The organism is Campylobacter concisus (genome assembly GCF_003049065.1).
In the GTDB taxonomy this organism is placed as follows: Bacteria; Campylobacterota; Campylobacteria; order Campylobacterales; family Campylobacteraceae; genus Campylobacter_A; species Campylobacter_A concisus_BE.
In genome coordinates, this window is record NZ_PISC01000001.1 from 320,101 (window position 1) to 334,632 (window position 14,532).

The 14,532-nt window shown below is 41.8% G+C and carries 12 protein-coding genes; 8 read left to right on the forward strand and 4 right to left on the reverse strand.

Features of this window, described 5'->3' with window-relative positions:
- Window positions 1-65 precede the first annotated feature (65 nt).
- From CVS81_RS01555 to CVS81_RS01575, 5 genes are all read left to right on the forward strand, one after another.
- On the forward strand, window positions 66-1,580 hold the full coding sequence (locus tag CVS81_RS01555) for a 2-isopropylmalate synthase (RefSeq protein ID WP_107964866.1): 1,515 nt from the start codon (window positions 66-68) through the stop codon (window positions 1,578-1,580).
- Between the two features lie 614 nt (window positions 1,581-2,194).
- Window positions 2,195-3,217, forward strand: a complete 1,023-nt coding sequence (locus CVS81_RS01560) for an NADH:flavin oxidoreductase/NADH oxidase (RefSeq protein ID WP_107964867.1) — start codon at window positions 2,195-2,197, stop codon at window positions 3,215-3,217.
- 232 nt (window positions 3,218-3,449) lie between these two features.
- Window positions 3,450-5,462 (forward strand): TonB-dependent receptor domain-containing protein, encoded by a 2,013-nt coding sequence (locus tag CVS81_RS01565; RefSeq protein ID WP_107964868.1) that lies wholly within the window; start codon window positions 3,450-3,452, stop codon window positions 5,460-5,462.
- A gap of 128 nt (window positions 5,463-5,590) precedes the next feature.
- On the forward strand, window positions 5,591-6,937 hold the full coding sequence (locus CVS81_RS01570; RefSeq protein ID WP_107945574.1) for an FAD-dependent oxidoreductase: 1,347 nt from the start codon (window positions 5,591-5,593) through the stop codon (window positions 6,935-6,937).
- A gap of 39 nt (window positions 6,938-6,976) precedes the next feature.
- The gene (locus tag CVS81_RS01575; RefSeq protein WP_107964888.1) at window positions 6,977-7,654 is read left to right on the forward strand and encodes a DUF4272 domain-containing protein; all 678 of its coding nucleotides are present in this window, start codon (window positions 6,977-6,979) and stop codon (window positions 7,652-7,654) included.
- A 204-nt stretch (window positions 7,655-7,858) separates the two neighbouring features.
- Here the strand turns inward: CVS81_RS01575 and CVS81_RS01585 are convergent, their stop codons facing one another.
- The 4 genes from CVS81_RS01585 to galU are packed head-to-tail and all read right to left on the reverse strand — an operon-like array spanning window position 7,859 to window position 12,096.
- Window positions 7,859-9,448, reverse strand: a complete 1,590-nt coding sequence (locus tag CVS81_RS01585; RefSeq protein WP_107964869.1) for an ABC-F family ATP-binding cassette domain-containing protein — start codon at window positions 9,446-9,448, stop codon at window positions 7,859-7,861.
- 60 nt (window positions 9,449-9,508) lie between these two features.
- Window positions 9,509-10,054, reverse strand: coding sequence for a DUF1287 domain-containing protein (locus tag CVS81_RS01590; protein ID WP_107944470.1), 546 nt, complete (start codon window positions 10,052-10,054; stop codon window positions 9,509-9,511).
- Window positions 10,055-10,057: 3 nt separating this feature from the next.
- The gene (locus tag CVS81_RS01595) at window positions 10,058-11,278 is read right to left on the reverse strand and encodes a glucose-6-phosphate isomerase (protein WP_107964870.1); all 1,221 of its coding nucleotides are present in this window, start codon (window positions 11,276-11,278) and stop codon (window positions 10,058-10,060) included.
- Window positions 11,275-12,096 carry a UTP--glucose-1-phosphate uridylyltransferase GalU gene (galU, locus tag CVS81_RS01600; protein ID WP_107964871.1) on the reverse strand — a complete coding sequence of 274 codons (822 nt, stop codon included), beginning with the start codon at window positions 12,094-12,096 and terminating at the stop codon, window positions 11,275-11,277. Before galU ends, CVS81_RS01595 begins: the two co-directional genes overlap by 4 nt.
- A gap of 126 nt (window positions 12,097-12,222) precedes the next feature.
- On the opposite strand from galU, the gene CVS81_RS01605 reads away from it, so the two are divergent.
- From CVS81_RS01605 to CVS81_RS01615, 3 genes are all read left to right on the forward strand, one after another.
- Window positions 12,223-12,858, forward strand: coding sequence for an IMPACT family protein (locus CVS81_RS01605; RefSeq protein WP_107964872.1), 636 nt, complete (start codon window positions 12,223-12,225; stop codon window positions 12,856-12,858).
- A gap of 36 nt (window positions 12,859-12,894) precedes the next feature.
- Complete coding sequence (gene lgt, locus CVS81_RS01610; RefSeq protein ID WP_103568585.1) at window positions 12,895-13,710, forward strand: prolipoprotein diacylglyceryl transferase; 816 nt, start codon at window positions 12,895-12,897, stop codon at window positions 13,708-13,710.
- A 119-nt stretch (window positions 13,711-13,829) separates the two neighbouring features.
- On the forward strand, window positions 13,830-14,528 hold the full coding sequence (locus CVS81_RS01615) for a fumarate reductase cytochrome b subunit (RefSeq protein ID WP_107964873.1): 699 nt from the start codon (window positions 13,830-13,832) through the stop codon (window positions 14,526-14,528).
- The last annotated feature ends 4 nt before the right edge of the window (window positions 14,529-14,532 follow it).

A 14,532-nucleotide genomic window follows, 5' to 3' on the forward strand; every position in this document is an offset into this window, starting at 1 on the left:
AGGTAGCAAATTCTTCTTTACTTAACTCATTAAATTTAAATATAAAAATCATAAAAGGACAAAAAATGGATAAAAATAAAATTATAATCTTTGATACGACTTTAAGAGATGGCGAGCAAAGCCCAGGAGCCTCTATGAACACAGCTGAAAAGCTTCAGATTGCACTTCAGCTTGAAAGGCTTGGTGTAGATGTGATGGAGGCTGGATTTGCAGCGGCTAGCCCAGGGGATTTTGACGCGGTAAATCAGATCGCAAAGCAAGCTTCAAACATCACTGTCTGCTCGCTTGCACGTGCGGTTGAGCGTGATATCAAGGCAGCTGGCGAGGCATTAGCTCCAGCAAAAAACAAAAGAATTCACACCTTCATAGCAACAAGTCCGATCCATATGCAGTACAAGCTAAAAATGAGCCCAGATGAGGTGATCAGGCGTGCAGTTGAGTCAGTGCAATACTCAAAAACATTTTGCGATGACGTGGAGTTTAGCTGCGAGGATGCGTGCAGAAGCGAGATGAGCTTTTTAAAAGAAATTTGCGACGCAGCGATAAACGCAGGAGCAAAAACCATAAATATCCCTGATACGGTTGGCTACTTGTATCCAGAGGAGATCACAGCTCGCATTAGCGAAATAGTAAAATTTATAGGCGATAGAGCGGTAGTTTCGGTGCATAACCACAACGATCTAGGCATGGCTACGGCAAATTCGCTAGCTGCTATAAAAGCTGGTGCAAGGCAGGTTGAAGGCACGATAAATGGCATCGGCGAGCGCGCTGGAAACGCTGCACTTGAAGAGATCGTGATGGCCATAAAAACTCGTCAGGATGTCTTTGCGCCGCTTTACACAGGCATCATTTCAAAAGAAATTTATCCGACTTCAAGACTGATCGCTAGCATCACAGGCATCGAGCCGCAGCCAAATAAAGCAATCGTTGGCAAAAACGCCTTTGCGCACGAGAGTGGCATCCACCAAGATGGCGTACTAAAGCACAAAGAGACTTACGAGATCATCAGTGCTGAGAGCATCGGCTTAGAGAAAAACTCACTCGTTCTTGGCAAGCACAGCGGCCGCCATGCGTTTAAAGATAAGCTTGCTAGCCTTGGATTTGACCTTGATAGCGATGCGCTTAATAAGGCGTTTGAGAAATTTAAGGACCTGGCAGATAAGAAAAAAGAGATATTTGACGATGATATCAGGGCGCTTGTGGCAGAAGAGATCACTAAGATCCCGCAAGCTTACGAGATCACAGACTTGCTTCAAAGTAGCGGTGGCAGCCTAGCAAGTGCTTCTATGAGCATCAGACACAACGACGAGATCGTTAGCGACTCAGCCCTTGGCAACGGTACAGCAGATGCGATATTTAAGGTGGTTGATCGCATTAGTGGCATTAGTGGCACGCTAAAAGACTATAAGGTCACAGCTGTTTCTCAGGGCAAAGACGCTCTTGCAAAGGTCGATGTAAAGGTCGAGTTCGAGGGCAAAACAGCCGTAATGGGTCACGGGCTTGATATCGATACGATGATGGCAAGTGCCAAAGCCTACGTCGGCGCACTAAATAGCTACCTTCGCATCCATAAAAACTAAAATTTTAGCTGGCTGCTAAATTTGCAGCTGGCTATTTCAAATTTAACTTCGCTTTAAAAAAAAGGTTTAAATTTATTGGCTTTTTAATTTCTAAATCTTTATTAATTTAGAAATTTAATCAAGCTATTTTGCAAATTTTAAAACTTTACTCACTCGCCTTAGTAACTTGCTAAATTTAGGTTACACTTCGTTTAGCACTAAATTTAGAGCCGTGATATGCTTGCTTATAAATTTTTAAAATTTGTCCTAGTTTTTTAAACGCGTGCAGTGCTTCAGCACCGTTGCATGCACCTCTAACGTCGTAGGGGTTAGGGGATTGTTAAGGGGGAAGGGAGCGACTTCGTAATTCAAGCCTCTTCCCCCTTAACAAAGAAGCAAAACTTTAAATTTCTAAAAAGCTATTTTGCAAATTTTAAACTTTCATTCACTCGCAAGAGTTGACTACTAAAATTTGGCTTCGCTTGCAGCTTAGCTCAAATTTTAGAGCCGAAATTACTCGTTCATGAAATTTTAAAATTTGCTTGAACTTTCTACGTCGTAATAGATAAATTTTAGATAAATCCAAGAATTTAAACAAATATCCTAAAATAATCAAAAAATTTAAAGGAATTTTCATGCAAAACAAGCTTTTTACGCCGCTTAAGATAGGTGGCATCGAGATCAAAAACCGCATTATCATGGCTCCGATGTGTATGTATGAGGTCAAAAAAGAGGATGGCCGTCCAAGGTGCTTTCACAAGCTCCACTACGCTACAAGGGCGATCGGCGGTGTCGGCATGATTATCGTTGAGGCGACAGCTGTGGAGGCGCGTGGCAGGATCACCAAAAAAGACCTTGGGCTTTGGAGTGACGAGCAGATCGAGGCTCACGCGGAGCTTGTAAAAGGCTGCAGCAAATACGGTGCCAAAATGGCCATCCAGCTTGCTCACGCTGGTAGAAAGGGTGCTTGTGAGGGCATCATCGCGCCAAGTGCTATCAAATTTAGTGAAGACTACGGCACGCCAAAAGAGATGAGCGTAGAGGATATCGCAAGCGTCAAGCAAAGCTTTGTGGATGCGGCTATTAGAGCAAAGAGCGCAGGATACGAGGCTGTGGAGATACACGCGGCACATGGATATTTGATAAATCAATTTTTATGTGCTGGCACAAACAAGCGAAGTGACGAATACGGCGGCACTTTTGAAAACCGCATAAAGTTGCTGCTTGAAATTTTAAGAGAGATCAAGGCTCGCGCTAATATCACTGTTGGCGTGAGGATAAGTGCAAGTAGCTGGCTTAAGGGCGACTGGGACGTAGAGGAGAGCGTAAAGCTAGTGCGTGAGCTAGAGAAAAATGGGGCTGACTTCATCCACGTCTCAGCTGGCGGAGTCTATGCAAAAGTTGATAATGCGCCTAAATTTACGCCTCTTTATCAGGCTGGCTACGCAAAAGCTGTGAAAAATGCAGTCAAAATCCCAGTCTTTGCAGTCGGTCTTATCACAAAGGCTAGCGAGTGCGAGGCGCTGCTGCTTGGCGATGTTTGCGACGGCGTGGCGCTTGGCAGAGAGCTACTGCGCAACCCATATTTTGCTTTTGGCGCCATGAAAGAATTTGGCGAAAATGACAAAATAGAAAATGCCTATAAAAGGGCTTACTAAAATTTACGGCAAGGTGAGAGCCTTGCCAAATTTCATTTTTCTTAAATAAAAATCACTAAAATTTACTTGCTATTTTTCTACACTAACAAATACAAATTTATATTTTTATAGCTATAAAATCGCATATATTTTAAATTTTTACCTGAAATTTATATTTAAAATTATAATATTCAATTTCAAAATTAGACTATAAACTAAAATAGTAATTTTAATAATCAAACTAGGAGGAGAGATGAGATTTAAGGGCTTATTTAAGCTCTCTCTTGCAGCAAGCGTGGCAGTTTGTGCAAACGCAGCAGACGAGAGCGTGCTAAGCGGTGTTGAGGTGACAAGTAGCAGCGGTGGATACGGCGTTGATGATATCAAAATTTCAACTAGAAACGCTGGCCTAGCAAAAGACGTGATGAGGGACATCCCTGGCGTCTATGTGGGCGGCACAAACGGCATGAATCAAAAAATTTATATGAGAGGCGTAAGTGACCGCGGTCTAAATATCACGATAGATGGCGCGAAACAAAATGGAAATACTTTTCACCATAACGCCGACTTGCTGATCGATCCTGATCTCATAAAGGCAATAGACGTCGAGGTTGGCTCAAGATCGGTCGTAAATGGCTCTGGCGCGCTTGGTGGCTCGGTCGCCTTTAAAACGGTCGATGCAAAAGACTTGCTAGAAAGCGGCGAGAAGATCGGTGCAAAGATAAAGACTGGATACGCCTCAAATAACAGCGAATTTTCTCAAGGCCTTATGCTCTTTACTGCCCCAGTTGAAGGGCTTGATTTTATAGCAGCTATTAATCACAAAGGCTATGACTACGGCAAAAGTGGCAATGGCAATAAAATAGGTGGCGATGGCAACGACCTTAGCTATCTTCTAAAACTTGGTTATAGCTTCCTTGATGCACATAGAATTTCTATCTCAAGAGAGCATAATGAATTTAAAGGCATTTATCCATTTAGGGCAGAATTTGGTAGCTGGCACGATAAACAAAATGCCGACGACTACCGCAAATACGAGCGTGATACGACAACGCTAAAATACGAGTATAAGCCTAGCGATCTTTTAAATTTAGAGGTAACGGCATACAACACCGAGCACAAAAAAGATGATCCAGTCTTAAAAATTTTGGGTGTAAAGACAAATGGTATAAATGCAAAGGCTAAAAGCGTAGTCGAGACCGGCGCTTTGACGCAGACGCTTAGATACGGCGCTGAGTTTTACCAAAGTAAAAATTTCAACAAACCAGACAATCACTACCCTGAAAAGGTAAATAACTACTCTATCTACGCAGAAGATGCGCTAAATTTTAGCTCACTAACCGTTACTCCTGGCATCAGATACACTCATCACGAGCTAAAAAGCTACGACGGCAGAGCTGGAAATGTAAAGAGCTATACCTATAAATTTAACGAATTTACCCCAGCGCTTGCGCTTGATTATGAGATACTTAAAGGGTTACACGCGTTTGCAAGCTATGCGAGGGTCTTTAGAGGGCCTGACGTTATGGAGTCGATGATGGCAAGTGGAAGTAGTAGGGGCAGGGCTTTAAACTGGGCGGCAAATAAAGACCTAAAAGCGACCACTGGCAATAGCTACGAAACCGGTCTTAAATACCATGGCGACATAAGTGAAGCTAGCTCATATAGCCTATCTGCAAAATACTTCATGACAAAATATAAAAATTTAATAGTCGATAACAACGCAGCAGGTGGTGGTGTAAATCAAACTCTAGTCAGGATAAACGCTGGTGGGGCTGATATAAGTGGCGTCGAGCTACTTGCAAGGCTAAATTTAGATGCACTAAGCCTAGCTGCTAGCTACACTCATCAAAAGGTAAAATATAAAGATAGGGTCGCTAAACCAAATGGCAGCTACTACACCTCAAACATCATCGGCTACCGAGATCAAGGCGATAAATACACATTTAACGCCGAGTATGCATTTTCAAGGATCGATACGCTAATAGGCTATAACCTAATCTACTTTGCATCAAAAAATACCATCTCAGCCAGCAATGATAAGAGCGATAAGATACCAAGCTACGCAGTTAGCGATATCTACGCTACCTATGCACCAAGCAGTGGTAAATTTAAAGGGCTAGAGATAAATGCTGGAATTTACAACCTCTTTAACAAGGCATACGCTTCGCAGTCACAAAGAATGGCTGACTATACAGGTAATCAAAATTACATAGACTGGGAGCCAGGTAGAAATTTCAAAGTAAATGTCTCTTATAAATTTTAACTTCAAGGCAAGGTGAAAGCCTTGCCAAATTTCACTTTTACACAGCCCATTTTTCATGCCTCGCTTTTTGCTGTTTGATTTAAATTTAATATAGTATCATTTATGCGACTAAACTTTCAGGGGAGAAAATGAGGCAAAAGCACTTTGAAGTGGCAATTGTTGGAGCGGGCATTAGCGGGACGGCACTCTTTTACGAGTTGGCTGCATTTAGCGATATAAAAAAGGTCGCACTTTTAGAAAAATATGACGGCGTAGCGACGCTAAATTCAAGCGGCAAGGGCAACTCACAGACCATCCACTGCGGCGATATCGAGACAAACTACACGCTAGAAAAGGCAAAAAAGGTCTCACAAGTGGCAAATATGCCAGTAAAATACGCTCTAAAATACAACTTAGAGGGCAAATATATGTTTGCTCATCAAAAGATGACGCTAGCCATCGGAGATACCGAAGTAGAGCGCATCAAAGAGCGATATGAGAGCTTTAAAGAGCTATTTCCTTATCTTGAAATTTATGACAAAGAGAAGTTAAAGCAGATCGAGCCAAACGTCGTTTTTGACGCAAATGGCAATGAGCGCCCAGAAAATATCATCGCCATTGGCACGCAAAATGGCCAGTATACGACGATGGACTTTGGTGGCGTGGCAAATTCGCTCGTGCAAAATGCGCTAAATTTGGGCGGAGATGGCTATGAGATCAGCCTAAGTTCAGAAGTGACTGATATGAAAAAGGTGGGTGATACCTTTCATATCAAGATAAATGATGGCGAAGTGATCACAGCAAACTACGTCGTAGTCGATGCTGGAGCGCACTCGCTATTTCTAGCTCACAAGATGGGTTACGGGCTGCATCTTAGCACGCTGCCAGTTGCTGGAAGCTTTTACTTTGCTAACAAGCGCTTGCTAAACGGCAAAGTCTATATGGTGCAAAACGACAAGCTACCATTTGCCGCACTTCACGGCGACCCAGATATCCTAGCTAATGGCAACACTCGCTTTGGCCCAACTGCTCTTGTCATACCAAAGCTTGAGAGATTTCACGGCTGTTCTAGCTTTTTTGACTTCTTAAAGTGCTTAAAATTTGACAAAAACGTCCTTGAAGTCTTTACAAATTTACTAAAAGACGAAGACATCAGGTCATATATACTAAGAAATTTCTTATTTGAAGTGCCATTTATCAACAAAAAAGAATTTGTCAAAGACGCTAGAAAGATCGTGCCAAGCCTAAGCGAAAACGACCTAAGCTACGCTGTAAATTTTGGTGGCGTAAGACCGCAGGTGATCGACCGCAACAAAAAAAGACTAGAGCTTGGCGAGGGCAAGATCAGCACAGGCGAGGGCATAAGCTTTAATATGACGCCAAGCCCGGGGGCTACTAGCTGTTTTGAAACGGCGAGGGCTGATATGGAGGAAATTTGCAAATTTTTGGGCAAAAATTTCGACGAAGAGAAATTTAACGCCGAGTTTTTTGGGTAGGAAATAGGAGTGTTTGATATTTTTAAAGGAGGTGCAGATATGCCAAAAACAGCACAACAAAGAAAAGATGAGAACATAAAAATTTTAAAGCAAGAGGGCGTGGCGGTGCTTGAGAGCTTGCCGCTTCGCTATGAAAATAGTGAGGTTACACCAAGAGATATTGATGAGATAGTAAGGCGCGCAGTTTGCTCATTTACAGCGATCATGTGTGCTTGCACGATCCGTGACGAGGGCTCTTTGGGCGAAGAAAATATGGCGTGGGCAAAGAGCTTTTTGGGTGATGCCTACGAGGGACTAAGCGTAAAAGAAAAAGAGGTCGTTGAAGACAGAGCCGATATGGACACGGCTGTGAATATGGGCTGGAAATATGAGTCACTTTGGATCTTGCTTTGGGCGCTTGGTATAGCTGAAGATATCGGTCAGATGGATAAAATTTGCGACTGTGAGTTTGTAATGAATGTCTTTAGAGAAGGCGGGCTAAAAAGCCGCTCAAAGCTTCGCAGCATGGATGAAATTTTAAGCAAGCTCGATCTAGTTTATCGCTACCACTGGGCGTGTGTAAATGCAAGAGTAAATGGCACGAAGGTGGCTGGACTTGACGAAGAGGTCGTTATGGAGAGGCGAGCAGGGCTTGAGTGGCTATGCTGCAAAGGGCAGGAAAATGACGATTTGAACGCTGAGTTTAACTGCTGGGACTATCCTGATCTAAACACTTGATCTAAGAAATTTTAAGCTCAAATGAGCTTAAAATTTATCTTAATGTAAATGCTATAGGAAAGCGAAGATAGCTTGCTTCTTTTGGTTTTGGAAACTCAGAGCTTGCTTTTTACTCGCCTTTAATAAGTGGCTAAAATGCTCGTCTATGTCGCAATAAGTGTTAAGCAAATTTAATTAGCTTAGCGCGGTTTAAACGGTAAAAAACTAACTCTCAAGACCTAAATTTGCTCTATACTCTTCGTATGTGCCTTTGAAATCAACGACTTCGCCACTACCTTTTAGGTGTAAAATTCTATTTGCAAATGCATCTATTAGCTCCCTGTCGTGGCTCACGCAGATGACTGAGCCATTAAAGTTGTAAAATGCCTCGCCAAGTGCGATGATGGCCTCAAGATCAAGGTGGTTGTTTGGCTCGTCCATGACAAGTAAATTTGGCCTATGAAGCATAAGCTGAGCTAGTCTCACTCGGTGTTTTTCACCACCGCTTAGCGCTCCGACTGCTTTTTCTTGCTCGGCACCGCTAAAAAGCATCCTGCCAAGGCACTTTCTGATCTCGTCTATGTCCTTGTTTTTGGCATCTTGCAAATATTCATAAAGTTTTAGCTCGCCATCTATCTTATTTACCGTATCTTGCGCAAAATATCCTAGCTCGATGGTCGCACCTATATGCACCTCGCCCGCGTCAGGCTTTATCTCACCCATTATGATCTTACAAAGTGTGCTTTTACCAACGCCGTTGTGGCCGATGATGGCTAGTTTGTCGCCCTTTTCGAGCTTGAAATTTAAGCCGTCAAATATCACTTTATCATCAAATTTCTTACTTATATTTTTAAGCTCAATTAGCTCATTGCCTATCTCGCGGTTTGCACGAAATAGTATGCTAGGATCGCGTCTGCTTGATACTGCGATCTCTGCGATATCTAGCTTTTCAAGCTGTTTTGCACGTGAGGTCGCCTGCTTTGCCTTGCTCGCATTTGCTGAAAATCTCGCGATAAATTTCTCCAGCTCCTCTTTCTCTTTTAGCTTCTTATCGCGCTCCATCTCATGCTGCTTTGCTATCAAATTTGCAGCCATATACCAGTCGTCGTAGTTGCCTGAAAACTCGCGAATTTTCTTAAAATCCACATCCAAAATGTTTGTGCAAACCCTATTTAAAAAGTGCCTGTCGTGACTGATAACCACAAGCGTGCCCTCGTGGCGGTTTAGCTCGTTTTCTAGCCATGCGATCGCGTCTATGTCAAGGTTGTTTGTCGGCTCGTCTAAGAACAAGATGTCTGGCTTTGGAAAGAGCACTTGAGCTAGCAAAACTTTAACTTTATCTGAGTTTTCAACCTCGCTCATGAGCTTATCAAATTCATTTAGTCCAAGTGAGCTTAAAATTTTTTCTATCCTAGTCTCGTACTCGTAGCTCGGATCCTCTTCAGCACTTATCATTTCAAGCTCGCTTAAGCGCTCGTTTATCTCATCTGTAAATTCCTCGCTCATATAGAGCTTTTCTTTCTCTTTTACGGCGTCATATAGGCGTTTGTTGCCATAAAGCACCGCATCTTTTAGTGTGAAATTTTCAAACGCAAACTGATCTTGCCCAAGTACGCCAACCTTTAGTCCATTTTCTATGATGATCTCGCCGCTAGTTGGCTCGATAGCTCCGCTTAAAATTTTTAAAAATGTCGATTTGCCAGCGCCATTTGCGCCGATTAGTCCGTATCTGTTGTGGCGATTTAGCTTTAAATTTACATCCTCAAATAGCAAACTGCTTGCAAATCTTTGAGTAAGTCCCCTAACTTCTAACATTATTTTCCTTGAATTTATTTTTTGCGATTTTGCCTAAAATTTGATTAAAAAGCCATTTTGCTACTTTAGCCTAAAATGCCCCGTGATCTTGTAGCTATAAAGTATGTTTTCTTCTTGCACGCCAGAGCCGATATTGTGGATGACAAGCGGTGTTTGGCCTTCAAATTTATCTGAGATCACGCCGATGTGAGGCAAATTTCCTGGTAGCATCCATGTGACTATATCGCCTGGTAAGAATTTATCATCTCTAACCTCAAAACCTTTTCTTTTTAGATAGGTAGCGATGTTTAAAACACGCCTGTGATCGATGTTTTTATCAGCCTTTTTAAGGCCCCATTTTTTAGGATAGCTTGCGAAATTTCTACTCATATCTTCAAAAATGAGCCTTTGCAGATCCATATCCTGATGACGTAGCGCCCTTACCACAACGTCAGTGCAAACGCCCTTTTCGATATCCACGTCGCCCATAGGATAGGCTAGCTTTTCGTAGCTTGGGTCGTAGCTTAGCGTCACGCCGATCTGCGACCTAGCGTCATTTACAAATTTACTCGCCGAAAAAGCAAAAATTTGCGTGGCAAAAAGAGCCAAAAGTAGAAATTTCTTCATTTTCTACTTTAAAAGCATTGTTTTTAAGATACGCTTTCCTATCTCAACGCCTGGCTGATCGTAGGTGTTGATGCCTAGCATGATACCAGTGGCCGAGGTTAGTAGCTCGTAGTAAAAAATGAGCCAGCCAGCGTGAAACTCATCAAGTCTCTCAAGTGTGATCGTATCGACACTTATGCCCTCTTGCACCAGCGCCATAGCCGTCGCGTCGCACTGCAAATTTATAAGCTCATTTAGGCTTAGACCCGCCACAAAATCGCACTCCTCAAGCCCTTTTAGGCTTAAATTTGGGATAGTCTTGTCGCTTGCGTGATCTTTTATCTTTATAAATGTCACACTCTTATCTTTTACACCGTCCATGATAAGCTGCAAAAAGCTGTGCTGATCGCGGCTGCCGACAAGTCCAACTGGCGTAAGTCCGACCCTTTTATAGCCTCTTTTTTTACCAAGGCTCTCCGCCCAAAGCTGCACGTACCAGTCGTTAAATTCAAAAAATCTATCGCAATAGCTAAAAATGACATTTATACTGGCATTTCTGCTAGTGGCGTAGTGATAGGCTTTAGCGACTATTGAGCTATCTTTTTGCTCGATGTATTGCTTTTTGCAAGCAAGCGCGCCCTCTAAAAGTGCCTTTATATCGTAGCCACAGATACCAAGAGGCACAAGGCCGATCGCACTTAGCACGCTAAATCTCCCGCCAACGTTCTTTGGGATGTTAAAAAATTTAATCCCATTTTCTTTGGCGAAATTTTCTAAATTTGTGCCTGGATCGGTTATTATGAGGAAATTTTTGCCTAAATTTTGAGGCTTAAAGTCATCAAGCAAGCACTTAAAAATAGTGATCGTCTCGATCGTGTTGCCTGATTTTGAGCTTATTATAAAAAGTGTCTCGTCAAATTTTAGCCCACTAAGCGTGCTTTTGTAGCTGCAAGGATCGACGTTATCTAAAAATAAAAGCTCTCTTTTTATCCCCTTTGTGCCTTCAAGCATTGATTTTAGCGCCTTTACGCCAAGACTGCTGCCGCCAATGCCAACAAGTACTACATTTTTGATATGAACTAGCCCTTTTTCATACTCCTCGATCTCGCCAAGTAAATTTTGCCCGAGCACTGGCAGGTGGTAGTAGCCTATCTCGCCACTTTCGTATTCGTCGTTTATGCGTTTGGCATAAGAGTCGATGACCTCGCTGCTTGCAAAGTTAAATTTAAATGAAGTTTCTATCATTTACTGCGCTCGTAAAAGAAATTTGTAGCCTCGACAAAGCCATCGATGCTACCGCAGTCAAATCTCTTGCCCTTAAATTTATAAGCTAGCACCATGCCATCTTTTGCCTGCGTTTTTAGCGCGTCAGTGATCTGAATTTCGCCGTTTTTGCCTGGCTTTGTTCGCTCTAAGATGTTAAAAATATCTGGCGTTAGGATGTAGCGGCCAATTATCGCTAAATTTGTCGGAGCCTCGGCAGGATCAGGCTTTTCAACCATATCATCTACCATTATGAGATTATCTTCTATAAACCGACCGCTTACGACGCCATAAGATTTGGTCTGCTCTTTTGGCACCTCCATCACAGCTACGACGCTGCAGCGATACTTTTCATAAATTTTAACCATTTGCGAAAGCACGCCCTCGCCATTTTCATTTATACATAGATCATCTGCCAAAATGACCCCAAATGCCTCATCTCGAACTAGTGTTTTGCCCGTATAAATGGCGTGTCCAAGCCCTTTCATGGCATTTTGCCTAGTAAATGAAAATGTGCATGAGCTCATTAAATTTCTAACTTCGCTAAGTAGTGACTCTTTTGAGCTGCCTGCGATCTCTTTTTCTAGCTCGTAGCTGATGTCAAAATAGTCCTCAAGCGCCCTTTTTCCGCGTCCTGTGACAAAGGCCATATTATCCATACCAGCCTCAAGCGCCTCATCAACGCCGTAGTGAATGAGCGGTTTTGTAAGGATCGGCAACATCTCTTTTGGGAGTGATTTTGTAGCTGGTAAAAACCTCGTTCCATATCCAGCCGCTGGAAATAGGCAAGTTTGTATCATTTTAGTCCTTCGTAAAAAATTGCAAAATTCTACTATCTTTTCCTTAATAATATAAATTTGTCTGAATTTACAAGGCTTTAATTAGCAAATTGATAAGATTTTTAAAATTTTAAAAAAAGAGCAATTTTGCAGACGATTGATAGGATATTTAAAGCCCAGCTTGATATAAAAAAGTCAAATTTCTTAGCATTTTTGTGCCCCATAAGCTCGTTTAAAAGCTTGCACGAACACCTAAAAGAGGAGCATTTTAAGGCTGTTCATGTAGTTTGGGCGACAAGGGAGCTAAACAAATACGGACAAATCGTTGAAAATCAAAGTGATGACGGCGAACCAAAAGGCACTAGCGGACAGCCAAGCCTAAACGCGCTAAGAGGAGCACAGCTTATAAACGTTGGGGTCTTGATAGTTCGCTACTTTGGCGGGATAAAGCTTGGCACTGGAGGGCTTGTTAGAGCCTACTCAGGGGCTGTGAATGAAGCGATAAACGAAGCCATAAAAGATGGTGGCGTGATGAAATTTGAGATAAAAGATGAGGTTAAATTTTTTACGCCATTTTCGTTGATGAGCCGCTTTGAGCACTACTTCGCCACTAAAAATTTAAGCGAGTTTGAAAGAGAATTTAATGATGCTGGAGCGATCTGGAGCGTAAATTTAAACGAAGCCGAGTTTGCTGAGCTATTTAAATTTTGCAAAGAATTTGAAGCAAGCGAGTTTAAATTTCTAGCCTTGCCACTTGGCAGCAAAGCGCTGTTTATTTATTAATTGTAAAATCGCATAAATTTAAAAAGAAAGTAAAAAATGGAAATTTGGAACGACATTTATAACCACTTTAACCCAGTCGCCTTTAGCCTCTTTGGCTTTAGCGTGCACTGGTATGGGCTTATGTATATTTTGGCCCTTGTTTTGGCGCTTGCCATGGCAAAGTATCTCGTTAAAAAAGATGATATCCCTATCTCAAATCAACTTTTAGATAACTACTTTTTTTGGGTAGAAATAGGCGTCATTTTAGGCGCTAGACTTGGCTGGGTTTTAGTTTATTCTGGCGAAGCGGGATATTATCTAACGCAGCCTTGGCAAATTTTTAATCCAATCCACAACGGCGAGTTTATAGGAATTCGCGGCATGAGCTATCACGGCGCTGTGGTTGGCTTTTTGCTAGCGACAATTTTATTTTGCAAAAGATATAAGCAAAACGCTTGGCAGCTACTCGATCTTTGCGCCATCTGCATACCTTTTGGCTACACCTTTGGCAGGATAGGAAATTTCTTAAATCAAGAGCTTTTTGGTAGGGTTACAGACGTGCCTTGGGCGATAAATGTCTTTGGCCAGCCAAGACATCCAAGCCAGCTTTATGAAGCATTCTTAGAAGGTTTAGTTATTTTTGTCATTTTATTTTTATATAGAAAATATAAGAAATTTAATGGCGAGCTCATAGCACTTTACGCCATTTTATACACATTTGCAAGATTTATTTGTGAATTTTACAGAGAGCCTGATTCTGGACTTGGATTTATTATTTTTGGTCTATCAATGGGGCAAATTTTATCACTTATTATGTGCGGGTTCGGAATTTTTGTCTATATTAAACTCTACAAGAGATTTACGAAAATTTAATGTCAATATTTAAAATTTATTAAAGTAAAGTTCTGATAACATTAGCTTTATCAATTAATGCTAATGTTTAAATTAGTATTAAGAAATGATAACTTATTTCAAATTTCTTAGGAGGGCTCATGACCGGGCTTATAGAAGGTTTTTTGGGGAAACGGTCGGACGGCAAAAAAAGCCGCACTCCAGCCGCTTGGGATAGATGGCAAAGTATTACAGGATTTATTCTAGCCTGTTTCATATTGTGCCATATGGTTTTTACTTCTACTATACTACTTGGCAAAGACGCATTTAACGCTGTCGTAGGATTTGCAGAGGCTAAATTTTTATTTGGCGAGGCTACTTGGTGGATCACAAATGCTATAGCTGCTGTTATCTTTGTAGTTTTTGTAACTCACGCCTTCTTGGCAATGAGAAAATTTCCTGCAAATTATAGACAATACTTAATGTTTAGAGGCCACAAAGACCGCATGAAGCACCTTGATACCACACTTTGGTGGTTCCAGTTTTTAACAGGCTTTGCTCTATTTTTTGCAGCAAGCGCCCACCTCATAGATATCATCTTTGGCGGACACATCACTGCTGACAAATCAGCTGCTGCTTTTCACAAACTAGAAATTTTCTACTTCGCACTACTTGTTTTCATGGTCGTTCACGCTAGCGTTGGTATGTACCGCTTATATGTCAAATGGGTAAGCATTGATGGCGTAAATAAACACGAAATGTTTGCCAAAAGAAATAAGGCAAAGACAGTTGTATTTGTCATTTATGGCATACTTGCTGTGATCGCTTTGATCGCTGATTTCGTGTGGATCAGCCATTAAAAAG